We start from the raw sequence: 25,465 nt of genomic DNA, 5'->3' as shown, positions 1-25,465 counted from the left end.
ACAACATGATTAAATTTACAATACCAGGCGCGACGCAGGCTCAAGAGAGACCGAAATTCAGTCGAGCAGGAAAAGGTGTTAAAGCAGTAGACCCACCAAAGTCACGTGCATACAAAGAAGTGGTCAAGCTCGTAGCATGGCAAAATAAGCCACAGGCGCTCATTGTAGCCCCTTTAAAGTTAGAAGTGGATGTTTATATCGTTCCACCAAAGAAGTACCACACAAAGCCAAAACAGGCACTTATTGCATCAGGAGAATTACGACCGACAACCAAGCCGGACTTAGATAATTTAGTAAAGGGCATTAAGGACGGCTGCAGTAAAATCATTTGGCATGATGATGCACAAATCGTGGAGATGGTGGTACGGAAATTTTATGACATGCAGCCACGGGCAGAAGTAAGAATAGAAACCATAAAAAGCATAGGGCTTTTGCTAGTTTAATAGATTTTTTGATGGATTGGCTTATTAAGTAATTGAACAAAAATGTGAAGTAAAAAGGAGAGAACCAATATGTATGATAAAGAAAAAGTTTATGACGAACAAATTTCTCCATTGATGGCTCAAATTTTGAAAATATGCAAAGAAAACGATGTTCAAATGGCTATGCAATTTTACTTACAAGATGCAGAAGCCAATGTAGATGGTGAGCCAATGTATTGTACGAGCTTTATTAATAACTTGAAAGAAGAACAAATCGATTATGTTGCAACAGAAGCTATGAGATGGGGTAAATCAGGTAAGCCGTTCATTATGACGGCAACTATTCGAGGATAACTACTAAGCAATCCGAACAAAATGCATAGGAAGGAGTAAAAAATGAAACCGCTAAGGCATTGTGGGATTTGTGAAGAACTGACACACAAAGAATTCTGTTTGAGATGCGAAGAACAATCAGATCGAATGAGACGAGCGATTCAGAAAAAGCTGATTGTAAAACGTATTAAGAGAATTAAGACATAAAAAAAGACCTGAGTTTCCACGCTCAAGTCAGCAAAATTATACAAGCTCATTATAACAATGCTGGGCTTGTATAACAAACAAAAACCGTAGCACTCGCCATGCTACGGTTTCCCTACTGCGTAATTTATCCATCACAAGTAAATTATAGCATAAGGGGGCAGTCTTATGTATTTCGCAGATTTATTAGAGGAGTACAAGCAGTTGTTAGGGAAAATGAAGGGCGAGGGCGTGACAAGCGGAGAAATGTTCCGTGAAGTCAAACAGGCAATTGAATGGATGGAAACAGGTTATGACCCTGCAGAGTATCGGGCAGCTACTCGAGTGGACGCATTTCCGATGGATCCGTACCATATGCAAACGTATATGGCTTATGCCAATAACGAGTTTGAAATGTTGGAGAGCATAACGAATTTGCAGAATTACTTAGAATCACATAAAGATCAACAGCGATTTAAAGCAGACTGGCGAAAAGCTGAGGAAAATAAGAAAAAGGTGAATTGTGCTTTAAAAGGATTAACGGCAGATGAAAAAGCGGTGTTTGTTGCAATTGAAGCCGAGCGTCTTCCATTCAGCAAGGTTGCAAGAATGCTAGATATTAGTAAGAGCACGGTGCAGAGTTATTACAGCCGGGCCAAACGCAAGATTCATGCAAATATTACGCATGGCACGCAGGAGAGTTTGTTTGATGATATTGCGTAAGGTTGAACAATTATGTGGAGGAGTGATGATGTGGAACTTAATAAAATCTATCAAGGGCATTGTCTAGAGGTGCTAAAAACACTATCTGGCGAAAGTATAAATACAGTTGTCACAAGTCCTCCTTATTGGGGGCTACGTGACTATGGTATGGATGAACAAATAGGACTTGAAAATTCTGTTGAAGAATATGTTTCAGCACTTGTAGATGTGTTTCGAGAAATTAAACGGATCCTGAAAGACGATGGTACGGTTTGGCTAAATCTTGGAGATGCCTATGCAGGCAGTGGAAAAGGTGCATGGTCTCAAAAAGATAAGCAAAAGCATGTGTATGTTCCAAATCCCAATGGACAAGAAACAAAAATTAACAATGTCCCTAATGGGTTGAAACCAAAAGATTTAATCGGTTTGCCTTGGCGTGTAGCCTTTGCATTACAAGCGGATGGATGGTACTTACGACAGGACATCATTTGGAATAAACCTAATGCAATGCCTGAGAGTGTGAAAGATCGACCGACAAAATCACATGAGTATATTTTTTTAATGAGCAAGCAACCTCATTATTACTACAATCACGAAGCAATTAAAGAACCTGCTATTTACGGTACACAGGATGTTAGAGGTTCAGATGGTGCGATAGGACAACCCCAAAAACAACGTCGTATCGATAAAGCTAAAGGCTCGTTTAACGGTAAATATGGTCATGAGGCTTTTAGAGCTATAAGAGATAAACGTAACAAACGCTCCGTATGGACTGTAACAACAAAACCGTTGAAAGAAGCACATTTTGCTACTTTTCCAGAGGAATTAATTGAGCCTTGTATCCTAGCAGGTTGTCCGATAGATGGTGTTGTGATGGATCCATTCTTTGGTTCTGGAACAACAGGTTTGATGGCACTAAAACATAGCCGAAATTTTATCGGCATAGAACTCAATCCAGAGTATATAAAAATTGCAAAAAAGAGATTGAGTGAAGTGCAGTTGGAACTGATTCACGAATTAGGTTGATAAACATTCCGAACATTTTGAGAAGGAAGGAAACGTGAGTAATGAAAAATAAAATTTCAGAAATTAAAAAAGGGCAAAGAATTTTAGCTTTAGATGAAAATGAAATATATATTGTTGAACATAATGTACGTTCTACTGATAAAAAGGAATCTAACTCATTTGATTTCTTAACAAAAAAAGAAAAGAACGGTATCACAAGAGGATTTTCATTTGAAAAAGAAGATTCGGCTTATACAAGATTGAACCATTATGCGTAGATAGGAGAACGTAATGCCGTATTTAAATAAAAAAGAATTAGAGCATGTCGTAATGGAAGCTTTTAACGAAGGCATAACAGCAGCTATATCCATGAATCACCATGAAGGAACACCAGAACAACTTTTCTACTCTTTAAACTATGAAGAGTTCTGTAATCAAGTATTTAAAAAATCTGATGAAGATTAATCAACATTCGAACATTATAAGAACCAAATTGCGTAGGAGTTGAAGTATGAGTAAATTAATAGATATTGCATATGTAAGAAACTACGATATAGCACGTAAAATTTCAAAATTCTTTTATGAGGAAGGTTACGATGTGGGTATTTCAAATGTAACTATTAACACAGGAACTCATGGAGAACATCAAAATTGGCGACTGGATATTTTAGAACGACCAATCGTTGCGGAGTGCAAAGTGTGTGAACAAGAAGAAAAAATCTTTGAAAACGGTAAATGTATTCAGTGCTTTACAGATGAAATGCTTGAACGGTAGTTACTAAGCAATTCGAACAAAATCTTGCCATACGATTACCCTATATATAAGAGCACTTATTTTTACCACAAAATAAAAATGAGAGGCTACAGTATTCGAGAAATAGTTTTACCGAGGAGCGCCGGATGTTGGTGCTCCTTTTTCTGTACATAAAATAGACAAGCACTCAACAGGTGTTGTTGGCAAGTCTACGGCACCTGCACTCTGTTTGTCAGTTATTCGCTATACAGCACATCCTCTACCAGCTCGGTGGAAGAGTCAAAAAAAGGTTTCTCAAGGGATATGAAAGGGGTGTTATTTATGTTGACGACTTTGAAATGTGAGAAGTGTGATAGACCGGCTCAGTTAAAGGAGCAGGCCACTGGACGGACACGGAACGGGCATTTGAATGTTAAGAAGGTGTATCATCGTGTTTGTCCTTGTGGTGGGGAAATTAAACCTATGATGGATTAGGGCTTTGAGTAGTGCGTGCTATTGAGAGCAAAATATTATTAAAGATATAAGTCATCAAAGGGGCTATCATAGTAGCGAGGTGATATTTTGAAAGAAAAAGAAGATAAACAACTTGATTTAATATTAAATGCTTTGCTGTTCGCTATTTTTACAATAACGTTAGTAACTTTGACTGGCACTATACATTATTTTTACAAAGGTAGTGCCACGTTGCTTGCTGGGTTTATGGGTTTCATCGGTGCGGTAATAGGTGGTTATTTAACTTGGCGAGGTGTTGGATATAATATAGAACATCAAATAGCGAAAGATAGATACGTAAAGTTGCCTGATGAAATAAAAAAATGTTGGAAACTAAATAAATACCTCAGTTTCGGATACTTTTTATCGAACTTAACAAAAGAAAAAAGTTTAAATGAAACTAGAGATGCTATAATGAAATTTTATGACGATACAGAAGAGTTGGCTACAGAAATATCATTAGATATCAGTCCTGAAATGTATAAAATGACTATGAAGTACTATACGTTGTTAACGGATTATACAGTCTATGTTAATAGGAATGAAGTTGATACTTTTGAAAAAAAGATGGAAGAAATCTATAATAAATCTAGCTTAATATTACAAGCATATGAAAAAGAATATGAGGATCTTGCGGAAAGTTTTAGAGTGAAGATGTGACGAATTGTCGCGTCTTTTTTTATTTCACAAAGCAACTAGCATAATGAGGTGATGCCATTGATTGAGAAGAAATTAACATTGAAGCAACAAGCGTTTGCTGATTACTACATCGAATTGGGAAATGCGACAGAAGCTGCAATAAAGGCTGGATATAGCCAAAAGTACGCAGCGCAGAATACAGACAAATTACTAAAAAATACTAATGTTTCTGCTTATATAGAAAATCGCATGAAGGAAATCCAATCTCAACGTATTGCGGATCAAGAAGAAGTAATGGAATTATTAACTGCTGTATTACGTGGAGAGGCTAGATCAGCGGTTCTGCGTGGTATCGGAGAAGGTGCACAAGTAATTGAGGAGTATATGCCTCCTACGACAGCCGAACGTATTCGTGCAGCCGAATTAATCGGAAAACGATACGCTCTATTTACTGATAAGCAAGAAATTAACGCTACTGTTACACCAATATTCGTTGACGATATAAGCGGTGATAATAATGGCAGTTAAAAAGTTATCAGAACTCATACCAAAAGCTTTTCATCCATTATGGAATGCAGCACTAGCTAAAGATATTCTTCACGTAGTTTGCAAAGGCGGGCGTGGTTCGGGTAAATCATCGGACATTGCCCATGTTTTTGTGCAGTTACTAATGCGCTACCCAGTAAATGCAGTCGGTATTCGTAAAGTCGATAACACGATTGAAACATCTATATTCGAGCAGATAAAATGGGCAATCCACGAGCAGGGTGTGTCTCACTTGTTCAAAATCAATAAATCGCCGATGCGAGTAACCTACATGCCACGGGGTAACTATATGATTTTCAGAGGTGCGCAGGATCCGTCACGTATTAAATCATTAAAAAGTGCAAATTTCCCATTTGCTTTTGCTTGGGTAGAAGAAATGGCTGAATTTAAAAGTGAAGATGAAATTACGACCATTACCAACTCGCTATTACGTGGCGAACTGGAGAATGGTCTTTTTTATAAGTTTTTTTATTCATACAATCCACCAAAACGAAAGCAATCATGGGTGAATAAGAAATACGAGAGCTCGTTTCAGCCTGAAAATACATTTGTTCATCATTCTACTTATCTGGATAATCCCTTCATTTCTAAGCAATTTATCGATGAAGCAGAAGCAGCTAAAGAACGTAACGAAATGCGCTATCGCTGGGAATACCTCGGAGAAGCAATTGGCTCAGGTGTCGTACCTTTCGATAACTTACAAATAGAGAAAGGTAGCATTACCGACGAAATGGTTGCTTCATTCGATAACATTCGAAATGCAGTCGATTTCGGTTATGCTACGGATCCGTTAGCATTTGTCCGATGGCACTATGACAAAAAGAAAAACGCTATATACGCCATTGATGAAATATATGGTGTGAAAATCAGTAATCGCAAGCTTGCTCAACGATTAAAAGATAAAGGTTATCAAGCGGATCGTATAGCAGCAGATTCTGCGGAGCCGAAATCCATTGCGGAATTACGAGATGAATTAGGAGTGCCGAGGATATATGGCGTTAAGAAAGGGCCGGATAGCGTTGAATATGGTGAGGAATGGCTGGATGACTTAGATGCTATTTATATTGATCCATTACGTACACCAAACATTGCAAAGGAATTTGAAAATATTGATTATCAGACTGATAAAGACGGCAATCCGATTCCACGCTTGGAGGATAAAGATAATCATACAATTGATGCTACTCGCTATGCCTTTGAAGGCGATATGCGCCAGTCTACTTACAGTTTTAATTAGAGAGGTGATGTAAATGACAAACTTATTCCCCTATCAAGGGGCCATTACTGATACGGAAATATTAAATGAGCGTATCGCTTCAGGAGCAAAAAAAATTATCAGTAATATCAAGTTGCTTGAAAATGAAATCAATAAATTTAAAGCATCCGAAAAGCGTCAGTGGATGTTAACAGGTGAGCTTTATTACGAAGGCGAGCAAGACATTCTAAAGCGTGAGCGAAAGGTCATTGGTAAAGGTGGACGTTTAGAAATCAATAGGAATCTTCCCAATAATAAAATTCTTGACAACCAATACGCAAAGATTGTGGATCAAAAGGTGAACTACCAACTGGGGAAACCCATTACATTGGAATCCGAAAATCAGCAGTATTTAAAAGCACTTGAATCCATTTTTAATCGTCGTTTTCATCGTACATTGAAGCAGGTAGGGCAAGATGCGTTAAATAAGGGCATCGGCTGGCTGTTTCCGCATTATGATGATTGGGGTAATTTCGTAATTAAACGCTTTGAGCCTCATGAAATTATTCCTTTTTGGAAGGATTCAGAGCGGACTCAAGTAGATTTTGCTATTCGCTTCTATTCGACTGTCGCTTATGAGGGTGATAAAGAGGTGGTAATTGAAAAGGTCGAAGTTTACAGTGTCAGTGGCGTAGAATATTACGAGTGGTTTAATGGCCGTTTGGTTCCGGAGGTTATGAACGAATCCAGAGCATACATCACCGTTTACGATGGCGAAGATAAGCTTCAGGTAAATTGGCAGCGTGTACCGTTGGTCCCTTTTAAATTCAACAGCAAAGAGATTCCATTGATAAAACGTGTTAAATCGTTGCAGGATGGCATTAACATCATGCTTTCAGATTTCGAGAACAATATGCAGGAAGATGCGCGCAATACGATTTTGGTGGTGCATAACTATGATGGGCAGGACCTTGGCGAGTTCAGACGTAACCTTTCTCAATATGGTGCCGTTAAAGTACGTTCTGCTGATGGTTCAAAGGGTGGCATTGAAACGCTAACGGTTACAGTAAATGCTGACAACTACAAAGCCATTCTAGCACTGTTTAAAAAAGCATTGATTGAGAACGGTCGCGGCTATGATGCAAAAGACGAGCGTATGAGTAATAATCCAAATCAAATGAATATCCAGTCCATGTACAGTGATATCGAACTTGATGCGAACGGCATTGAAACCGAGTTTCAGGCATCTTTTGAGGAATTGTTATGGTTCGTTAATCAGCATTTAGCCAATACCGGTCAAGGTGATTTTGAAGGAGAAAAAGTGGATATTATCTTCAACCGAGATATTTTAATCAACGAAAAAGAAGTTGTTGAAGTATTGGAGAAGTCGTCTTACATGCCATTACAAAGTCGTCTAGCTCAACATCCATATGTAAAAGATGTGCAGCTTGAATTAAAGCGACTTGAAGAAGAACAGCAACAGCAGATGGATATGTATGATAATTACGGTGCTACATTTGAGCAGAAGCAGGTAGGTGATCGCGATGAATCAATGTAAATATTGTAGCGAAGAATATTCGTCCAGTGAATCTGATGCTGAAAATCCTAATGAATATTGCAGCAGACTTTGTGAAATTGTCGAGCGAATTGAGCCTGAATTGAATGATTGAGGGTGATTAAATGGCAAAGAAACCCCGTAGTTATTGGCAGAAGCGTTTTGAGTTATTGGAAGATGCCCAGCACAATCGCTCGCTCTTTTATTACGCCGATCTTGAAAAAGCTTACATCAAGGCCATGAACGAACTCGAAAAAGACATATTGAAATGGTACAACCGGTTTGCTGCTAACAATGAGATTTCGTTAGATGAAGCAAAGCGGCTTTTAAAGTCCGATGAATTAAAAGAGTTTCAATGGACGGTCGATGAATATATTGAATATGGCAAAAAGAACGCAATGAATCAGCAGTGGATGAAACAGCTCGAGAATGCATCGTCACGTGTCCATATTTCGCGCTTGGAGAGTTTGCGCATACAAATACAGCAACACGCAGAAAAACTCTATGACGGGCAAATTAAAGGCTTTGAGCAGTTTATCAAAGAGAGCTACCAGTCGCAGTATTATCATACGGCATTTGAGATACAGAGGGCTTTTGAAGTTGGTATTACTCTCCAGGCATTAGACGAGCGATTGTTAACTAAAGTAATTAGCAAACCATGGACAGCTGACGGCATGACCTTTAGCGCCAAAATATGGCGTGACAGGGGCATGCTGATCGATACGCTGCATACGGAGCTCACGCAATCGGTTGCCCGTGGAATTGGTCCTGAAAAAATTGTTTCCACCATTCATAAAAAGTTGGGTTCTTCAGCAACCAGAAATCAAGTACGCCGTTTGGTTATGACCGAATCGGCTTTTTTTAGTGCATCGGCGCAAAAGGATGCATTTAAGGAGCTGGATGTGGAGCAGTATGAAATCATTGCTACACTGGATAGCAAAACAAGCGATATTTGCCAGTCAATGGATGGGAAGGTATTTAAGCTTGCTGACTTTGAGCCTGGTGTAACAGCCAATCCGTTTCATCCTCATTGTCGCACGACCACAGCTCCATATTTTGATGATGAATTTGATTTTTCGCAACGTGCTGCCCGTGGTAAGGAGGGTGAGGTATATTACATTTCTAGCAATATAAAATATCCGGAGTGGGAAGAGAGGTTTGTTTCCTAAATATGGTACCATATTGTTACTGGAGGTGATAATGTGAATTACGAAGTGGTATTAAGCTATGGTGATGGAGGAATGCAATACCTTGATGTTGAAAATGTATCAAGAATACATGATACAAACGGTCTGATTACCTTTAGCAATGAACAAGGCGAAGATCTGTTAATTGTACCAATTTCAAAATTAGTTTACGCACAACTTGTAACAGAATAAATTATTTAGAAGTCATTTCAACTTATGGGATGGCTTTTTATTTTTGCCATACGAACGCCTATTTATAAAGGGAAAGATATGATGGACCTACTTCTCGTCTTTTTAGCGCTTTATGACGTTAAACTGAAAGTGTTTAAACCTATCGAGTCGTTACTCGTAAAACACGAATTAGGAGGATGGGATAATGAAGAAAGAAGATTTGATCGCAATGGGCTTTAGTGAGGAACAAGCTGACGCTCTTGTTAATAAATACGGAGCGATGATCCCGAAAGAGCGCTTTGACGAGGTGAACAATGCCAAGAAATCACTTGAAGATCAAGTGAAAACGCATGAAACGCAATTGAAAGAACTTCAGGGCAAAGCGAAAGGTAATGAGGAATTGCAGGCGGAAATCACAAAGTTGCAGGAGTCGCAAAAGCAAGCAAAAGAACAGTATGAGCAGCAATTGAAAGATGAGCGTATGTCTGCAGCATTAAAATTGTCACTGGCAGGCAAAGTACATGACGTCGATCTAGTGGCTGGATTGTTGGATAAGGCAACAGTGGAACTAGACGATAAAGGTAATGTAACAAAGGGGCTTGATGAGCAACTGAAATCGTTGCAAGAATCAAAGTCCTTTTTATTTGTGCCTGAAAAAACAGAAAAGAAAACGGAATTTAAAGGATGGAGTCCGGCTGGTGGTGAAAAAGAAAGTGCTGGTAGCGGAGAAGTAAGTTTCGGTAAACAAATTGCCGAAGAACGTTCAAAAGGAACGGAGCAATTAGATACAGCTCGCGACAGTTATTTTAAATAAAGGGGATGGATTTTAATGAGTAAATTTGTAGAAACAACTTATACAAATAAAAAAGAAATTTTAAAGTTTCCAGATCACTACGTGAACCTTGCAATTACGGTTGATGATGCGGGGGTAACGGCGAATGCGGAAGGAAAAAAGATTGTTCCAGCGGGTACAATTCTCGGTGGTGGTTTCCTTACCGATGATACAAAATTAGCTGTCAAATCAAATGACGAGAATGCAGAAGGTGTACTGTTTAACGACACCGATGTAACTTATGGGCCAGCTTCAGGCGCAGCTCTTATTCATGGCTTCTTAGCATTAGATAAGCTACCCGAAGCACCATCGACAGAAGCAGCTGCAGCACTTAAACAAATTACATTTTTGAAATAAGAGAGGATGAAAGTTAATGCCAACAATTTTTGATTTAGTAAATGCAAAAAATATTGCGGAGTATTACGAGAACAACCCATCTAATACTATTCCGTATTTAGGAGCAACTCTGTTCCCGCCTAAAAAACAACTTGGCTTAGATTTAAGTTGGATTAAAGGGTCGAAGGGATTGCCGGTTGCTTTGATGCCATCTGAATTTGATGCTAAAGCTACTTTACGCGATCGCATCGGCTTCAAAAAAATCGAAACGGAAATGCCGTTCTTCCGTGAGGCAATGCGAGTGGGTGAGAAAGATCGTCAAGAATTAAATCGCTTGCTATCATCTAACTTGGATAGTATGACGCGGACATTAATCGCTAATATTTATGACGACATCACTAATTTGGTGAACGGAGCTAATGTGCAACCTGAGCGAATGATTATGCAATTACTAAGCACAGGTAAAATTAAAATCACGGCAAATCGCCAAGATTTCGACTATGACTACAAAATGAAAAGCGATCACAAAGAAGCGTTGGCAGGTAATGCGGCATGGAGCAATCCGGATGCTACACCGATTGAAGATATTATTCGTTGGCAAGATACCGTGGAAGATAATACGGGTGTGCGCCCTACAAATGCGATTTTAACTCGAAAAACTTTCGGGTATCTATTGAAACACCCAAGCATTCGATTAGACATGAATCCGTTGGGCGGACAAAACATTATTTTAACGGATGCCTTATTAAAGCAGTACCTGCAAGATAAGTTAGGAATTTCGATTGCTGTTTACAATAAGAAATACTTAGATGAAAGCGGTGCTTCTAAAAACTTTTATCCAGATGATTTCTTTACGCTTATTCCGGACGGTACGCTTGGGAATACGTATTACGGAACAACGCCGGAGGAATCCGATTTATTAACTGGCCAATCGAATGCCGAAGTTTCTATTGTTAATACAGGAGTGGCGGTTACCACGGTTAAAGAACCTCATCCAGTGAATGTTGAAACAATTGTATCTGAAATTGTAATGCCAAGCTTTGAAACGATTGATAATATCTTCATCGCACAAGTAAATTAAGTGGGCAGGTGATTTAGTGGCGAATATTAAAGTAAAAGTTAAAAGTGGCGCTTTTCCGGTGAGGTATAAGGGAGAGCGCTTTTTGGCTGGACAAGAAATAACAATTGACGAGAAGCATTTTAATGGTGTGATTATGGAACGCTTGGCGGTAACCGAAGAACCAAAGAAACCTGCGGCACGTACGAAAAAAACGACTGAAAGTGAGTGATAGCTATGTCAGTCAAATTGGAAATGGAAGATGTTAAACAACGGCTGGCTTCATTGGGTATCGTTTTATCGAATGAACCAACGTCTACGGATAACTTTCTGCTTAATTTTGCGATCAATAAGACAGTGGATCATATTAAGAACCAAACCAATTTAAGCGCTGTACCTGAAGGACTCACTCTTGTTGCTATTGATATGGCAGTGGGTGAGTTTTTGTATGCGAAGAAATCGATGGGCTTGCTTGATTTGAGCTCGTTAGATTTTTCCACAGCTGCAAAGCGTGTTAAAGACGGCGATACCGATGTTGAGTTTCTTGTGGATGTCAAAACTACTCCCGAAGCTAAATTCAACGCCTTTTTAAATTATCTGCAGCATAATGAAACTGATTTTGTTAAGTACCGGGTGCTCACATGGTAAGTGCTCGCAGGAAGGCGCTTGAAACGTTATGGAATGGGTCGTGTGATGTTATTGGCTGGGGTGAAGTAGAAGATCCTGTTACTCATATTAGTAAGCCAGGGGAACTTATTTTACATCAGGGTTTAAAATGCAAGCTCTCCCACAAAAATATTAGCGCTACATCTCAAACGGGTGCCGGTGCTATTTTAGTGCAGCAAATTAAGTTGTCGCTTGGGAATGAGTATGAAATCCCTGCAGGTAGCAAAGTCATTGTTACCCAAAACGGCAAGACTGCTGCATACAAGCATAGTGGAGAGCCTGCTGTATTTATGGACCATCAGGAAATCGTTTTGGAAATCTTCCGGGGGTGGGCATGATGGGTAGAGGCGCAAGAATTGATATTCGTCAGCTGAAACAAATGCAAAAGAAATTGGAACGTCTGGAACGCGCAGGCTTTGAAAAATTCTGCGAAGCCGCTGCAAAAGAGTTGGCGGCGCGCATGCTCTCTAAAGTGATTAAGCGCACACCTGTTGCAGACCCATCTAAATGGAAAACGCCAGTAAAAGGCTATGTGGGAGGTACGTTACGCCGTGGTTGGACGATTAAATCCAATGTTCGTAAAGTTGGAAATATGTATGAGGTGGAAGTCATAAACCCTGTCGAATATGCGGCCTATGTTGAGTACGGAAGACGTACCCGTGATCATAAAGGTTTTGTGCCCGGCCGCTTTATGATGACTATTTCAGCTGACGAGGTCGAACGTGCCGCACCGGCTATTTTAGAGCGAAAACTCATGCGATTACTAAAGGAGGCTTTCGATGGAAATTGAGGATATTACAATCGCTATATCCCGGGAGCTTCAGGAGGCTTTCGGTAGTAGCTACAAAAAATATACAGGTGAAATACCACAAGGCTTTCAAACGCCTTGTTTTTTTATTCAGTTTTTGAGCTTTGAGCATATTCGAAAAATAGGTGGCCGATGGCGTGTTACACCATTATTCAATGTGCAGTATTTCCCGAGCAATGGCGCATCAGAAAGCGCGAATATGAGTTTGAAAGTACAACAGGCATTAAAGAATGTCACGCTCTTAAACGGTGCTACTATGCTTGCTCGTGGAGCTAATAGCGAAGTTGTCGATGGCATTGCACACAACTTTATGCGTTTTGACTTTGATCTGTTAGAAGTTGAAGTGAAAGTGCTCATGGGGTCGCTTGATCATTATTTAAATAAAGAAAGGGTGGTATCAGTTGGCGAGAACGATTAAAGAAAAAGTCGGGCCAGTACCTGCTGAAAAAGTCAGTGAAACGATTCAGTCGGTCGTACCGACATTTACGAAAGATCAGCTGGTAACAAGCCGTAAATATATTCACCGGCGGGATGCACTTAATGCATTGCTAGATGATAGCAAGCGATACACGTTCACTCAGGTGGACAAGATTTTAAAAGATTTTGATAAAGGAGTGAAATAAATGTTAGGTGGAGGCCCTTTTTTAACACAAAACAAAGTATTACCAGGTACGTATCATAATTTTATCAGTGCGGCCCGTGCTTTTGTGAACTTATCTGACCGCGGTTATGTCGGTTTGCCCGTCCCATTAGACTGGGGAGTTGATGGCGCAGTGTTTGCTGTGACTACGGAGGATTTACAAAAGGATAGCCGTAAAATCTTTGGCTACGACTATACGGACGACAAGCTAAAAGGCATTCGGGACGTATTCAAAAATGCGATTACCGTGTATTTTTACAAGCTAGCTGTAAATGCTGTTCCTGCTCAAAATGATTTTGCTACAGCTAAATACACGGGCGTACGTGGTAATGCTCTTACAATTACCGTACAAACAAATGTTGATGAACCAACTAATTTTGACGTTAAAACGTTACTTGATGGGGTTGTGGTGGATGAGCAGACCGTTGCGGCCGCTGCAGACTTAGCGGCAAATGATTTTGTTACGTTTAAACCAGCTGCGACATTAGTTGTTACGGCTGGCATGCCATTAACAGGCGGTTCCAATGGCGATGCAATTACAGGTGGTGCACATCAAGAAGCATTGGACGAGTTAGAGGCATACGGCTTTAATACGCTGGGTTGTTTATCTACAGAGCCAGCAATCAAATCACTTTACGTTGAGTATACAAAACGTATCCGTGACCAGGTAGGTGGTAAATTCCAGTTAGTTGGTCATAAGGTCGGTGCGACTGACCATGAAGGAATCATCGATGTGCAAAACGATGCAGTTGGTGATGAAGTATTTGGCGCAGTTTATTGGGCTACGGGCGCACAAGCAGGCGTTGCTGTTAATAAATCCAATACCAATAAAAAGTACGACGGTGAATTCGAGCTCGCTATGGACGAAACCAAAACACAAACACAGCTTATCGCACTTTTAAAAGGCGGGAAATATGTATTCCATCGTGTGGGTGATGAAGTTCGAGTGCTTGAAGATGTGAATACGTTCACTTCATTCACGGTTGATAAAAATGAAGATTTCAGTATGAACCAAGTTATCCGTGTACTCGATCAAATTGCTATTGATACAGCTCAATTATTTAATAACCGTTATCTTGGTAAAGTGCCAAATGACCAAGATGGCCGCATTTCGTTATGGAATGATGTTGTAGCTCACCGTCGTGAACTCCAAAGCATCCGTGCTATTCAAAATTTCTTACCGGATCAAGTGTTAGTTGAGCCGGGTAATTCAAAAAAGTCAGTAGTGGTAAATGAAGTTGTTGAGCCAACGGTGGCCATGTCGCAACTTTATATTACGACTACAGTGGCATAAGGGGGTAAAATTTTATGGCAGATTTAACAATGCATGCCCGTGACGCCATTCATGGTGCGCAGGGGCGGGCTTATGTGACTGTTGAAGGTAACCGTTATCTGTTTGCGAATCTAATCAATTTAGAAGCACGCTGGGACAAAACAAAAACGCAAGTGCCTATCATGGGACGTGTTTCAAAAGGGAATAAATCAACAGGTGGAGAAGGTACTGGATCGGCTACTTTCCACTATAATACATCCATCTTCCGTGAACTTTTATATCGTTACCAAGAAACGGGAGAGGATATTTATTTTGACATCCAAGTCACTAATGAAGATGCGAGTTCAACGGTTGGTCGCCAAACGACGATTCTAAAAGATTGCAATATGGACGGCGGCATTGTTGCGCTATTAGATGCCGATGCCGAGTATTTAGAGGATTCGGTCGATTTCACTTTTGAATCATTCGAATTACCTGAAGTTTATTCTATTTTGAATACAATGCAGTCTTGATATTGAGCTTGCCGTTTATTCGGCAGGCTTTTCTTATAATTAAAAATCAGGAGGTATGAAGCAGATGTCAAAATTTGCAGATGTATTAGGAACAACTCCTAGCAATGGGGAATCTATACAAAAACATTTTGCCGAAATTTACCGTCAAATAGGAACACATTTCATAAATAATGCTGACCGTTTAGGAGATAACGTAGTCGAAGGAACAAGTGGCATTGATATTTTCATCAGCTTAGAACCTAACAGCACAGTATCGATTGATATTTCACAAAAAGAGATATTAGTGAAACAAAGTTTGTCAGCAGCTGCAACTATCGGTAAGTTGCAAGTAGATTCTAAGTTCAATCGGATTATGCAACCAAATGTGGAACAAGTCATCGATTCATTAAAAAATAAAATTGAGAAAAGCATGGAGGAGTTAACAAATGAGTAATTTAACAGCCTTTTTAGCCCAAAACGCAATTAATCCAGAGGCAGAGGAGCACGTAGTTTCAAAACGTTTCGTAGACCCCGAAACAAAACAACCAATGAAGTGGCAAGTAGCTTCAGTAGATTCAGACCGTGATGAAGCGTTACGTAAACAACATACAAAACGATTACCGGTACCAGGTAAAAAGAATGTGTTTCAGCCAACTACTGATTACGATGCATACTTAACATCTTTGGCGGTAGAATGCACAAAATTCCCGAATTTGCATGATACTGAGCTACAAAATTCTTACAAAGTAATGGGTGCAGAAGCCTTGCTTAAAAAGATGCTCTTACCAGGTGAATATGCTGAATATCTAAAAGTTGTACAGAATGCTAACGGCTTTGATGTTGGCATGGAAGAGGCAGTAGAAGAAGCAAAAAACTAATTGAGGACGGCGACTATGATGCAAACATTGCTTATTATTGTTTGCATAAATTACATAAGTGGCCGTCTGAATATGATTCTTTGCCGAAGTGGGAAAAGGCTTTTGTGATTGCTGCTGTCCAGATTAAGATGGCAGCAGATGAAAAAGCGGCGAAAGAAGCGAAAAGAGCTGGGAAGAAAGGGAAACGGAAATAAAGAAGAGGAGGCGCGATAATGGATATTAGAAAGGTAGTTGATGGGGTATTGGAGGCAAAACATTCAAAAGCAACAACCGCAGAGGCAAACTTACTTGCGTGCGAGCTGCTGCTTAAAGAATTTGAAAACACTACACCCCATGAATTACAAAAGTATCTTGTGGATATTCAATTGCAGAAAAAAGAACCCAAATGTACTATCACACTTTCATTCCCTTTGGTATTCAAGGAGCCAATGCTGAACGAGTGCTAGGCCTTATAAAGCTATTTCGGATCACTGCGATTCAGAGGGGGTCCTAACTCGGGACATCCCTACAAACAGTGGTGTTCAGCAGAAAAAGCTTTAACGTTTTTAGATCCATGCGGTGCAATTAAATTTATGTTGATGAAGATGGGTGGATAAGTTATACAGTCATCGATAAGACGGGTGGAAAATAACTGTTGCAATATTACAATTTCTTACACCCGTCAAATTGACGGGTATGAATCAGAAGTTTGCAGGTAGAGACAATTCGTCCCTTTCTGATGGCAAAAGAAAAAACGGTAGAAGGGAGTGCGGAATATGGATTTTCGATTGAAAGAAGTCTATTGGAAGGATGAAGATGGAAAGCATTATATGTTATGGTTTCGAGAAAGTATTTTAGGTGATATTAAAATTATCGGTTTCGGTGTAGGGGATAGTCAAGGTGGTTGTCCCAAAAAGGTGGAATTAACAAGGAAAAGCCCTACGATTCCAGATAAAGTTCAACATTTTATCAGAACGGTAGGGTTTCGAATTAAAGGTCGTTTACAAAATCTACGCCATACTCGGTTAAAGTGACGTAACTTGTATTCAACGCTTTGTTAGGTCTTTCTATATAACCTTCAGCATAAAGGTTATCAAGTGCACTTCTAGCTTCATTTTCCTCTCCAACAGGAAATATGAAGTAGCTAGTTAGTGAATTATTTTCGCGATAATTTTTTTGTGCATTTCTCAAAATAGCATTTTCAAGCTTTTTCATTTATCTCACCTCCTCCTGTAAATATTATACAGTAAGGGGATGGATGTTTTAAAAATAGTTTGACATTTTAATAATGGTGCTTTATATTAAAGTCAATAATATTTGTTAGCAGTTATTTGCCCATAAGTGGGCAAAGCTTATAGCAACTTTATTGCTAACAAATTAAATATCGATTTTATACGGAAGCACCGTAAACACTGATCTAGCTATCAGTCTGTTTACGGTGCTTTTTTGTACTTATTTTTGGAGCAAATACTGTCAATTTTACTTTTAGAAAAAGAACTACAATGGATTTAAATAAAATAAAGGTGAACGAAATTTCGTTCACCTTGAAGGAAAAGGTTCCCATAAAACGTGAGTATCCATAGAATTATTTTCTGGTGGTGAAGGATTGTCGAATAATCTCATCCTAGTGTTACAAAGGTTTTTTTGGTAGGCTATGGATACAAAAAAAGCTAGCGACAATTTGCCACTAGCCTGGTCACCATCTTTCAATATTAAAATAGCTTACAAAGAATTCGCGGAGATAACCTAGTAGGCTACGAGTTTAGATCATCATAATAATGCATTTGTCTAAAAGGGTGATTTTCAAGATTTAAAGAAGCTATAAAATCGCTTGTAATTGTATCTTCCAATTTATTTCTTTCGCTCCACGTTATTTGTGAAAGCACACTTTGCTTAAAATCTTTGGTAAAAATAAAATCCAAATATAAGCCTGGTAAAATTTCTTGTTTTGAATATTCGTCTTCTTTAACAACAATTTTTTCTAATCTTAATTTAAGTACATGTTCGGATTCTTTGTTATCTAAATTAAAACTAATGTAATATTCGATAGTCATATTTTTAGAATCAACTGTTCTTTTAATTAACTTGTGATTGAAATTAATTTTTTTAATTAAATCTTCAGGTCCAACATTTAAGTAATCACAAAGTATTTCTAATGTTTCGTATTGAATACCTTTCGATTCATTATAATAGAGTCCTCGAACTGCGGTTTTAGAAAGAGGAGTGTCATTTATTATGTCTGCCATTTTTAAACCTCTTTCAGCTAGCAAAACGGCTAAATTACACTTAATCAAATTAATGGCTCCTTTGTTTTTAGATTTTGGTGTTATCTACATTCTAAACGATTAGAGCACGTTTGGTAATCTCCTTGAGTCTAAAAGTTTTGTAAGAAGGAATAAAAGTGTTGACAATAGGATTTTCTGTAAGTATTATAAATAACAACAAAGGTTTTGTGTGTAATACCTTTAGTTGTGTAAGTGTACTTTTGGGAGGTGGGGAAATGATTCAAAATAATTTTCGAATATTATTAGCTAAACAAAAGAAAAAAATGGCAGATGTAGAAAAAGAAACTGGTTTATCCAAAAATACTATTAGAGGGTTGTATTATGAAACATCGAAAGGTATTCAGTTTTCTACGTTAAACATTGTATGTGATTATCTTGATTGTGAAATTGGGGATTTAATACAAATTAAAAAGGAGGAACTTGTATGAGTGAATTAAAAATGTTTGAACATCCGATGTTTGGTGAATTGCCGATATTTACAATTGAGGGTATTGAGTGGTTTGGAGCAACTGAAGCTGCAAAGGCTTTAACTTTCAGTAATCCCTATAAAGCGGTGGATAATCATGTTGACCAAGAGGACTGTACGGTCCATACAGTCCTTACAAAAGGGGGAAAACAGCCCAAAAAATTTATTAATGAATCGGGTTTGTACAATTTAATTTTCGGAGCTGCCAATCAAGGTAATAGCCCAGAAATTAAAGAGCAAGCAAAAAAATTTAAACGATGGGTTACGTCAGAAGTTTTGCCGACAATCCGTAAAACAGGGGGGTATGTACAAGAAAACAGAGCGATTGACTTTGTTGATGTTTGGTTGCCTCAATTAGATGATCATACAAAGCAGGCTGTGGCTAGTACATTGGAAACAAACAGAAAGTTACTTACCGAGAATGACTCCTTAAAGTCAGCGATTAAACAATTAAAACCTAAAGCGGATTATACTGACACCATTTTGAAAAATAAGGGGTTAGTCACGATCGGTCAAATCTCAAAAGATTATGGTATGTCAGCGACAAAAATGAATGAGTTGCTGAATGTCTTGAAAGTACAATATAAGCAAAGTGGTCAGTGGTTGTTGTACGCCAAGCATCAAGCTAAAGGCTATACACATTCCGATACAATTAATATCACTCGTTCAGATGGATCGCCAGATGTTCGGATGAATACAAAATGGACTCAAGTAGGGCGTTTGTTTATTTATGAATTGTTAAAAGAAAACGATATTTTACCAATGATTGAACGAGAATTTAAACAAGTAAAATAGGAGAGAATAGAATGAATACACCGATTAAATTAAAGGTAATTGAAGGTATCAAAATAGAAAAGCCCGATTATTTCTCTCTTTATTCCAATGCTTTCATAAAAACTCTTGAACCAGCAATGCAAAAGTATTCAACCGTTAAAGAATATGACAAAGATACTATTAAGAAGTTAGTTTGGTCAGGTACTAAAATGGTCAACACTTTTGATTCAAGAAGTAATGATAAAGAAGGGTTATTAGGGAAATTTTCAATAATTACAGCAGTTAACACATTGATGGCTTTATTAACTCCAAGAGAATTCCAAAATATTTTCCCAATCGATAAAATTTATCTTGATGAAAATGACGGCTGGAAGGATTACTTTTATACTCGTAAATACATTGAGGCTTTCGGTGAAGATAAAGTAATTGGTGAAGAAATTGAAAATTTCCTTTGGGAATACCAAAATTGGACCATTAGTTTTTATATGGTGGAAAAAATGGGCGTAATTAGTGATTTGAGAAAGTTAGAAACAGGTAAGGGAATCATGGAAGAATTTCTCGAAGAACAAGGCGTTTCGACATATACAATGCACGAAGGGGTTAATGGTAAGAAATTTTTAGAAAACATCCAAACTGGCGAGGTCTCAGAGATTAATAAACCTAAACCAAAATATTTAAAACTAATAAAATAAATCCACATTTCAAGTTGGCGCTCGAAATGTGGCATCACGAGTGACATCCACTCCAACTAATCAAATGTATTATAACCGATAACGGTTGTAATTAAAAGTGGATGTCCTCGAAATTAGGAGGAATATCAATGAAGATAATGGACGTAGCTATTAGATGGAAGCAAGAACTAGAAGAAATGAGTTTAACGGATCTATATTTTCTAAGAGATTATAGTACTTTCGTACAAAGCGAAAACAAATATGTGCGAAAAATGGGCGAGATGATATTAGAACGTATTGACATAATTGAAAAGGTAGCGTAACAGCAAATTTAACACCCTCGCCTGAGGGTGTTTTTTCATTGAAAGGGGTGGTGATTATGTAAAAGATATGGTTATTCCTTCCTGCATTCTGTATATTTGTGTGGAGGAGGGATACAAAATGGCAAAGAACAAAGTAATTGCAGGAGATTATATAAATTGTTCGGTTTTGAAATTGTCTAATGTTATTAGTTTAGTATCTGGATTTAAAACTATTTTAAACTTAGATAAGTCCACAGTCGAAAGTTATGAACTTGTTACTGAAGAACACAGGATAAGTGCTGTTTCAGGGATTTCGCGAGGTTTAGTTGGTGGTGTGTTATTGGGTCCTGTAGGCATGCTCGCGGGATTGTCGGCTAAAAACAAAGGAACTCACACGCTTGCAATTGAGTTTCATGATAGAAAACGTAGTTTAATCGAAATTGATGATAAGATATATAAATTACTAATGCAAAAGTTGTTTTAACTTATGTTAAAAAGATTCTTTCATAATTTGATTCAAACTAAACCATCAGTTCCTAAAAAAAATTACGAAGATGTAATTTCAGATTTTTACTATGGTAGAATAGTGAAAGATTTAGTCGACAGTAAGTATTGTGAAATTAATTCAGATGAAGAAGATTTCATTAAGCATCTACTCTATAAATTACATCAAAATAATCAAGTAAAACTAGTCAAGTTAAGAAGAATGAGCAATAAATCCATTGAATTTAGTTATAACACTTATCCGATAGGGAAATTTAAATTGCAAGGTAAGAAAACTTGGATGCAAATTTTAACAAGTTTGGAGGACCAAAAAAAATTAGAAAATAATCCTCTACACGAGTACATTGAAGCGGTAGATTTATGGATTGCTTATATAAAGAAATACAAACTAAATAGGTAGTTTTTTAAAAAGCGCAATCATGAGTTGCGCTTTTTATTATGGAGAAAGGAGTGTGACATGTGGCAACTATTCGGACAGCCATACAATTACAGGACAATGTATCTCAAGCGTTTAAATCGATGAATGTAGCAATGCAGGCTACTATAAATAGTTTCGAACATTTACACCGAGCTTCAGGAAGTGCGGTAGATATTTCAAGCATTGAAATCGCCCGAAGAGAATTAGCGCGCGCTGAGCAAGCGTTTAATGAAATAGAAACACAAATAAGTCAAGCCAATGCTCAACAAAACAACTTTAATAACTCTATTCAAAGTGGTACTTCTTCTGCTAACGCATTACTAAGTAAGATGCTTGCCGTTGTAGGAGCCTATTTATCATTTCAGTCCGTTAAGGGAATTGTCGAGTTGTCGGATGAAATGACGAATACTACAGCGCGTTTAGATTTAATGAACGACGGATTGCAAACGACAGAACAACTGCAGCGTATGATTTATGAAAGTGCGCAAAGAACGTATGCACCTTATCAAGCTACGGCTGATATGGTTGGTAAGCTAGGGTTGCAAGCTGCCGCAGCCTTTAATAGCAGTCAAGAAATTGTTGCTTTCGCTGAACAGTTGAATAAAACCTTCTCCAATTCCGGCGCTTCAGCAGAAGGAATTAGGTCTGTTATGCTTCAGCTCACACAGGCTATGGCGGCAGGAAGATTGCAAGGAGAGGAATTAAACGCAATCCTGGATAATGCCCAACCAATTGTAGCTAATATTCAGCGATACTTGGAGGAAGCTTTTAATATTGACGCTTCTAACATTAAGAAATTGGCTGCAGATGGAGTAATTACTGCTGAAATTATTAAAAACGCAATGTTCTATGCAGCAGAAGACACAAATGCAGCTTTTGAATCCATGCCGATAACTTGGGAACAAATATGGACCAAAATGAAAAATCATGCATTAGATGCATTCTCACCAATACTTCAAAAGATAAATAAAATTGCAAACGACGAGCGTATTCAAGAGATAGTGAGTAGTATTACCAATTCCTTGTATACACTTGCAGGGGTTGCAGTGGTAGCTTTTGATATGGTGACAAGTGCTGGCGCCTTTGTTTACGATAATTGGTCTATTATTAGTCCTATTATTGGCGGTGTTACAGCTGCACTTGCGGCCAATGCAGCTGCTTGGATATGGAGTAATCGGCAAGTTGCTATAAATTTACTATTGATGGCTACTGCAGGGGTGCGCAACTTATGGTATGTAGCTACAGCAGTCCTTTCTACGTGGGCAACATATGGTTTTACTGCAGCAATGGCAGCGTTAAGTATTGCTATTTCAGCTAATCCTATTGGCTGGTTAATTGGAGCTGTAATAGTATTAGTGACTGTATTTTATTTAGTTATCGGTGTCGTCAATCGTTTTAGGGATGAATCTATTTCAGCAACCGGGATTATCGCAGGAGCATTTATGGTATTAGTTTCATATATTTATAATCGTTTCGCGTTTCTATGGAATGTTATTGCTTCTTTTGTTGAATTTTTCGTGAACGTGTGGAATCATCCAATGTATGCTGTTAAAAAACTGTTCTACAATTTAGCGAGTAACGTACTTGATCAAGCGGCTTCAATGACTAGAGGGTGGGATTCTTTCGCAACAAGTTTCGTAAACGCAATAATATCCGCTGTAAATGGAGCTATTAAAGCATGGAATTGGTTTATAGACTTGTTACCTGCGGATATTGCATCTTCTATTGGTTTAGGTAAAGGTGCGGAATTCACTTATCGCACATCTATTACTAGTGATATTGAAAACATTAAAGGTGCATTAGGTGACTGGGTTGGTGAAGCACCTGAAGATTACTGGGAAGCTCCTAAAATGGAAATGAAAGATTTAGGTGCTGCTTGGGACAAAGGTTATAACTGGGGAGAAAATCTATTCGGTGGAGATCCACGAGAAGAAAAGAAGAAAGAAGAAGATGACCTGCCTTGGGATGAACTTTTAGCTGGAATTGGTGGTACCGACAAAGATAGCCCAGCAGCCAAAAAAACTGCTGACAACACAGCAAAAATGGCGAAATCGATGGACGGCACAGCCAATGAATTGAAATACCTTCGCGACCTAGCCGAACGTGAGGCCATCAACCGATACACAACAGCCGAAATCAAAGTAGATATGAAAAATGAAAACCACATCCATCACGACACGGACATTGACGGCATCGTAGATCGATTCGGGGAAAAAGTCGAGGAAGTAGTTGCGGTGTTAGCAGAGGGGGACGATACGGATGTATAACTTTTTTATTGGAGATGTGCAGATGCCTATTGCCCCGTCTGCCATGTCCATGAAAATTAATAACAAAAATGAAACGATCACTTTAATTAATGAAGGTGAAGTCAATCTGCTAAAAAAGGCCGGCCTCACTGACATTGAATTTGAAGTAGAGTTCCCAAACGTAAAATACCCGTATGCTGTTTATCCATCCGGATTTCAACCGGCGTCCTTTTATTTAGAGCATTTGGAAAAATTAAAAGTAGCTCAAGAGCCTTTCCAGTTTATCGTCAACAGACTTAAACCGGATGGCTCTTTATTATTTGATACAAATATGACGGTGTCGCTAGAGGATTACACAGTCGATGAGGATGCAGAGAATGGCTTTGACATCAAATCGACCGTTTCCCTCAAGCAATTTCAGCCATTTGGCACCAAAAAACTAAACATTAAATCGACGAGCTCCAGCGCATCAAATGCGGCAAGTGCTACAAAATCCAAGCAAAAGGTTACCGTAGAGAAATCAAGACCAACAACAGGCAAGAAGACACCAAAAACGTATACTGTCAAGGCGGGCGATACCTTATGGGCCATTGCGAAAAAGGAATTAGGCAACGGGGATAAATATACGGAATTAGCCAAGCTCAATAATATTTCCAATCCCAATACAATTAAAGTCGGGCAGGTGATTAAGCTTGGGTAAATATCAATTACTCATAATGTCACGTGGGCGTATCTTCGATTGTGCCGTACAAGAGCCTATTATATGGGAGACACATCGCAAGTCGATGCCTGGTAAATTAACGTTTAATGTAATTAAAGACGAGCTTCTCGGCTTTTATGAGGGGGATGCCGTTCGGTTTGATTACGACGGCAAAAAAATATTCTACGGCTTTGTGTTTACCAAAAAACGCTCGAATAATCGCATTATTTCTGTTACTGCTTACGACCAGCTCCGTTACTTTAAAAATAAGGACACCTACGTTTATAAAAGCAAAACGGCTGCACAAGTCTTACAAATGCTGATTGCCGACTTTAATTTACAAGGTGGTGCCATCGCAGATACAAAGCATGTTATCGCGTCCCGTGTTGAGGATAATCAGGAACTTTTCACGATCATGGACAATGCTGGAGCAATTACGACTAAGAATACAGGTAACTTATTTGTGCTTTACGATGATTACGGCAAGTTGAATTATCGCAATATAAAGCAGTTAAAGCTCGATATTTTAGTGGATGAAGAGAGCGGCGAAACCTTTGATTACACCACATCAATTGATGAAAATACGCACAACAAAATCAAATTATCGCGAGAAAATAAAAAGACCGGTAAGCGCGAAATCTTTATTGCGCAGGATAGCGCTAACATGAATCAATGGGGTGTTCTCCAGCTGACTGATAGCGTAGACGAGGGTGAAAATGGCAAGGTGAAGGCCGATGCATTGCTCGCTCTCTATAACCGTAAATCCCGCAAATTGCACATCAATAAAGTATTTGGCGACTACCGGGTGCGGGGCGGCTCAACGCTGGGCGTGCAAATGTATTTAGGGGACTTGACGGTCGCAAATTTTATGATGGTCGAGACAGTAAAACATTCTTTTTACGAGTCTAAGCATCAAATGGATTTAAAATTGATCGGCGGTGATTTTGTTGCGTGA

Annotated in this window: 40 protein-coding genes; 38 read left to right on the top strand and 2 right to left on the bottom strand. The window is 38.7% G+C overall.

Annotated features, from left to right (window positions below):
• Nucleotides 1-5 precede the first annotated feature (5 nt).
• The 29 genes from ACTHOQ_RS14130 to ACTHOQ_RS13990 all read left to right on the top strand — a co-directional run bounded on the left by ACTHOQ_RS14130 (nt 6) and on the right by ACTHOQ_RS13990 (nt 17,178).
• A complete protein-coding gene (locus tag ACTHOQ_RS14130; RefSeq protein WP_440496791.1) occupies nt 6-443 on the top strand; it encodes a RusA family crossover junction endodeoxyribonuclease in 438 nt (145 codons plus the stop codon).
• Between the two features lie 69 nt (nt 444-512).
• Nucleotides 513-776: a hypothetical protein gene (locus tag ACTHOQ_RS14125; protein WP_440496790.1), complete on the top strand. Its 264-nt coding sequence runs from the start codon at nt 513-515 to the stop codon at nt 774-776.
• Between the two features lie 351 nt (nt 777-1,127).
• Nucleotides 1,128-1,661, top strand: a complete 534-nt coding sequence (locus ACTHOQ_RS14120; protein ID WP_440496789.1) for a sigma factor-like helix-turn-helix DNA-binding protein — start codon at nt 1,128-1,130, stop codon at nt 1,659-1,661.
• 30 nt (nt 1,662-1,691) lie between these two features.
• On the top strand, nt 1,692-2,666 hold the full coding sequence (locus ACTHOQ_RS14115) for a DNA-methyltransferase (protein WP_440496788.1): 975 nt from the start codon (nt 1,692-1,694) through the stop codon (nt 2,664-2,666).
• Between the two features lie 41 nt (nt 2,667-2,707).
• Nucleotides 2,708-2,923: a hypothetical protein gene (locus ACTHOQ_RS14110; RefSeq protein ID WP_440496787.1), complete on the top strand. Its 216-nt coding sequence runs from the start codon at nt 2,708-2,710 to the stop codon at nt 2,921-2,923.
• A 13-nt stretch (nt 2,924-2,936) separates the two neighbouring features.
• Nucleotides 2,937-3,110: a hypothetical protein gene (locus ACTHOQ_RS14105; protein WP_440496786.1), complete on the top strand. Its 174-nt coding sequence runs from the start codon at nt 2,937-2,939 to the stop codon at nt 3,108-3,110.
• 46 nt (nt 3,111-3,156) lie between these two features.
• On the top strand, nt 3,157-3,420 hold the full coding sequence (locus ACTHOQ_RS14100) for a hypothetical protein (RefSeq protein WP_440496785.1): 264 nt from the start codon (nt 3,157-3,159) through the stop codon (nt 3,418-3,420).
• A 540-nt stretch (nt 3,421-3,960) separates the two neighbouring features.
• Entirely contained in the window at nt 3,961-4,551 is a 591-nt protein-coding gene (locus ACTHOQ_RS14095) for a hypothetical protein (protein ID WP_440496784.1), read from the top strand.
• A gap of 57 nt (nt 4,552-4,608) precedes the next feature.
• Nucleotides 4,609-5,058, top strand: a complete 450-nt coding sequence (locus tag ACTHOQ_RS14090; RefSeq protein WP_440496783.1) for a terminase small subunit — start codon at nt 4,609-4,611, stop codon at nt 5,056-5,058.
• A complete protein-coding gene (locus ACTHOQ_RS14085; RefSeq protein WP_440496782.1) occupies nt 5,048-6,313 on the top strand; it encodes a PBSX family phage terminase large subunit in 1,266 nt (421 codons plus the stop codon). Before ACTHOQ_RS14090 ends, ACTHOQ_RS14085 begins: the two co-directional genes overlap by 11 nt.
• A 13-nt stretch (nt 6,314-6,326) precedes the next feature.
• Nucleotides 6,327-7,829, top strand: a complete 1,503-nt coding sequence (locus ACTHOQ_RS14080) for a phage portal protein (protein ID WP_440496781.1) — start codon at nt 6,327-6,329, stop codon at nt 7,827-7,829.
• A gap of 122 nt (nt 7,830-7,951) precedes the next feature.
• Nucleotides 7,952-8,995: a minor capsid protein gene (locus ACTHOQ_RS14075; protein ID WP_440496780.1), complete on the top strand. Its 1,044-nt coding sequence runs from the start codon at nt 7,952-7,954 to the stop codon at nt 8,993-8,995.
• Nucleotides 8,996-9,028: 33 nt separating this feature from the next.
• A complete protein-coding gene (locus ACTHOQ_RS14070; protein WP_440496779.1) occupies nt 9,029-9,205 on the top strand; it encodes a hypothetical protein in 177 nt (58 codons plus the stop codon).
• Between the two features lie 24 nt (nt 9,206-9,229).
• Complete coding sequence (locus tag ACTHOQ_RS14065; protein WP_440496778.1) at nt 9,230-9,424, top strand: hypothetical protein; 195 nt, start codon at nt 9,230-9,232, stop codon at nt 9,422-9,424.
• On the top strand, nt 9,390-9,998 hold the full coding sequence (locus tag ACTHOQ_RS14060; RefSeq protein ID WP_440496777.1) for a phage scaffolding protein: 609 nt from the start codon (nt 9,390-9,392) through the stop codon (nt 9,996-9,998). The genes ACTHOQ_RS14065 and ACTHOQ_RS14060 overlap by 35 nt, the downstream gene beginning before the upstream one ends.
• Nucleotides 9,999-10,013: 15 nt before the next feature.
• Nucleotides 10,014-10,373: a hypothetical protein gene (locus tag ACTHOQ_RS14055; RefSeq protein ID WP_440496776.1), complete on the top strand. Its 360-nt coding sequence runs from the start codon at nt 10,014-10,016 to the stop codon at nt 10,371-10,373.
• Between the two features lie 16 nt (nt 10,374-10,389).
• Nucleotides 10,390-11,433, top strand: coding sequence for a major capsid protein (locus tag ACTHOQ_RS14050; RefSeq protein ID WP_440496775.1), 1,044 nt, complete (start codon nt 10,390-10,392; stop codon nt 11,431-11,433).
• A 16-nt stretch (nt 11,434-11,449) separates the two neighbouring features.
• Entirely contained in the window at nt 11,450-11,641 is a 192-nt protein-coding gene (locus ACTHOQ_RS14045; RefSeq protein ID WP_440496774.1) for a hypothetical protein, read from the top strand.
• Nucleotides 11,642-11,646: 5 nt separating this feature from the next.
• Nucleotides 11,647-12,057 carry a hypothetical protein gene (locus ACTHOQ_RS14040; protein ID WP_440496773.1) on the top strand — a complete coding sequence of 137 codons (411 nt, stop codon included), beginning with the start codon at nt 11,647-11,649 and terminating at the stop codon, nt 12,055-12,057.
• Nucleotides 12,051-12,413 carry a hypothetical protein gene (locus ACTHOQ_RS14035; protein ID WP_440496772.1) on the top strand — a complete coding sequence of 121 codons (363 nt, stop codon included), beginning with the start codon at nt 12,051-12,053 and terminating at the stop codon, nt 12,411-12,413. The genes ACTHOQ_RS14040 and ACTHOQ_RS14035 overlap by 7 nt, the downstream gene beginning before the upstream one ends.
• A complete protein-coding gene (locus ACTHOQ_RS14030; protein ID WP_440496771.1) occupies nt 12,410-12,865 on the top strand; it encodes an HK97 gp10 family phage protein in 456 nt (151 codons plus the stop codon). The genes ACTHOQ_RS14035 and ACTHOQ_RS14030 overlap by 4 nt, the downstream gene beginning before the upstream one ends.
• Nucleotides 12,855-13,301 (top strand): phage tail terminator family protein, encoded by a 447-nt coding sequence (locus ACTHOQ_RS14025; protein ID WP_440496770.1) that lies wholly within the window; start codon nt 12,855-12,857, stop codon nt 13,299-13,301. The genes ACTHOQ_RS14030 and ACTHOQ_RS14025 overlap by 11 nt, the downstream gene beginning before the upstream one ends.
• Entirely contained in the window at nt 13,285-13,506 is a 222-nt protein-coding gene (locus ACTHOQ_RS14020) for a hypothetical protein (protein ID WP_440496769.1), read from the top strand. Before ACTHOQ_RS14025 ends, ACTHOQ_RS14020 begins: the two co-directional genes overlap by 17 nt.
• Nucleotides 13,507-14,817 (top strand): phage tail sheath family protein, encoded by a 1,311-nt coding sequence (locus ACTHOQ_RS14015; RefSeq protein WP_440496768.1) that lies wholly within the window; start codon nt 13,507-13,509, stop codon nt 14,815-14,817. It begins immediately after the preceding gene.
• A gap of 14 nt (nt 14,818-14,831) precedes the next feature.
• Nucleotides 14,832-15,308, top strand: coding sequence for a phage tail tube protein (locus ACTHOQ_RS14010; protein ID WP_440496767.1), 477 nt, complete (start codon nt 14,832-14,834; stop codon nt 15,306-15,308).
• Between the two features lie 64 nt (nt 15,309-15,372).
• Nucleotides 15,373-15,741, top strand: a complete 369-nt coding sequence (locus ACTHOQ_RS14005) for a hypothetical protein (protein ID WP_440496766.1) — start codon at nt 15,373-15,375, stop codon at nt 15,739-15,741.
• On the top strand, nt 15,734-16,165 hold the full coding sequence (locus tag ACTHOQ_RS14000) for a phage tail assembly chaperone (protein WP_440496765.1): 432 nt from the start codon (nt 15,734-15,736) through the stop codon (nt 16,163-16,165). Before ACTHOQ_RS14005 ends, ACTHOQ_RS14000 begins: the two co-directional genes overlap by 8 nt.
• Nucleotides 16,166-16,377: 212 nt before the next feature.
• Nucleotides 16,378-16,611, top strand: a complete 234-nt coding sequence (locus ACTHOQ_RS13995) for a hypothetical protein (protein ID WP_440496764.1) — start codon at nt 16,378-16,380, stop codon at nt 16,609-16,611.
• A 309-nt stretch (nt 16,612-16,920) separates the two neighbouring features.
• Nucleotides 16,921-17,178: a hypothetical protein gene (locus ACTHOQ_RS13990; RefSeq protein WP_440496763.1), complete on the top strand. Its 258-nt coding sequence runs from the start codon at nt 16,921-16,923 to the stop codon at nt 17,176-17,178.
• Here ACTHOQ_RS13990 and ACTHOQ_RS13985 read toward each other — a convergent pair.
• Complete coding sequence (locus ACTHOQ_RS13985) at nt 17,135-17,359, bottom strand: hypothetical protein (protein WP_440496762.1); 225 nt, start codon at nt 17,357-17,359, stop codon at nt 17,135-17,137. The genes ACTHOQ_RS13990 and ACTHOQ_RS13985 overlap by 44 nt on opposite strands.
• A 539-nt stretch (nt 17,360-17,898) precedes the next feature.
• Complete coding sequence (locus tag ACTHOQ_RS13980; RefSeq protein WP_440496761.1) at nt 17,899-18,438, bottom strand: helix-turn-helix domain-containing protein; 540 nt, start codon at nt 18,436-18,438, stop codon at nt 17,899-17,901.
• A gap of 206 nt (nt 18,439-18,644) precedes the next feature.
• Here ACTHOQ_RS13980 and ACTHOQ_RS13975 point away from each other — a divergent pair, with 206 nt between their 5' ends.
• The 9 genes from ACTHOQ_RS13975 to ACTHOQ_RS13935 all read left to right on the top strand — a co-directional run bounded on the left by ACTHOQ_RS13975 (nt 18,645) and on the right by ACTHOQ_RS13935 (nt 25,465).
• Nucleotides 18,645-18,857: a helix-turn-helix domain-containing protein gene (locus tag ACTHOQ_RS13975; protein WP_440496760.1), complete on the top strand. Its 213-nt coding sequence runs from the start codon at nt 18,645-18,647 to the stop codon at nt 18,855-18,857.
• Nucleotides 18,854-19,690 (top strand): phage antirepressor, encoded by an 837-nt coding sequence (locus tag ACTHOQ_RS13970; protein WP_440496759.1) that lies wholly within the window; start codon nt 18,854-18,856, stop codon nt 19,688-19,690. Before ACTHOQ_RS13975 ends, ACTHOQ_RS13970 begins: the two co-directional genes overlap by 4 nt.
• A gap of 11 nt (nt 19,691-19,701) precedes the next feature.
• Nucleotides 19,702-20,361 (top strand): hypothetical protein, encoded by a 660-nt coding sequence (locus ACTHOQ_RS13965; protein ID WP_440496758.1) that lies wholly within the window; start codon nt 19,702-19,704, stop codon nt 20,359-20,361.
• Between the two features lie 128 nt (nt 20,362-20,489).
• Entirely contained in the window at nt 20,490-20,663 is a 174-nt protein-coding gene (locus tag ACTHOQ_RS13960; RefSeq protein WP_440496757.1) for a hypothetical protein, read from the top strand.
• Between the two features lie 118 nt (nt 20,664-20,781).
• Nucleotides 20,782-21,126 carry a hypothetical protein gene (locus ACTHOQ_RS13955; RefSeq protein WP_440496756.1) on the top strand — a complete coding sequence of 115 codons (345 nt, stop codon included), beginning with the start codon at nt 20,782-20,784 and terminating at the stop codon, nt 21,124-21,126.
• 3 nt (nt 21,127-21,129) lie between these two features.
• Complete coding sequence (locus ACTHOQ_RS13950) at nt 21,130-21,546, top strand: hypothetical protein (protein ID WP_440496755.1); 417 nt, start codon at nt 21,130-21,132, stop codon at nt 21,544-21,546.
• A gap of 59 nt (nt 21,547-21,605) precedes the next feature.
• Entirely contained in the window at nt 21,606-23,831 is a 2,226-nt protein-coding gene (locus ACTHOQ_RS13945; protein ID WP_440496754.1) for a tape measure protein, read from the top strand.
• Nucleotides 23,824-24,510: a LysM peptidoglycan-binding domain-containing protein gene (locus tag ACTHOQ_RS13940; RefSeq protein WP_440496753.1), complete on the top strand. Its 687-nt coding sequence runs from the start codon at nt 23,824-23,826 to the stop codon at nt 24,508-24,510. The genes ACTHOQ_RS13945 and ACTHOQ_RS13940 overlap by 8 nt, the downstream gene beginning before the upstream one ends.
• The gene (locus ACTHOQ_RS13935; protein WP_440496752.1) at nt 24,503-25,465 is read left to right on the top strand and encodes an XkdQ/YqbQ family protein; all 963 of its coding nucleotides are present in this window, start codon (nt 24,503-24,505) and stop codon (nt 25,463-25,465) included. The genes ACTHOQ_RS13940 and ACTHOQ_RS13935 overlap by 8 nt, the downstream gene beginning before the upstream one ends.

The sequence above is a fragment of the Solibacillus silvestris genome, assembly GCF_051967575.1.
Taxonomy (GTDB): Bacteria; Bacillota; Bacilli; order Bacillales_A; family Planococcaceae; genus Solibacillus; species Solibacillus silvestris_B.
This window is presented reverse-complemented; position numbering and strand designations above follow the sequence as displayed.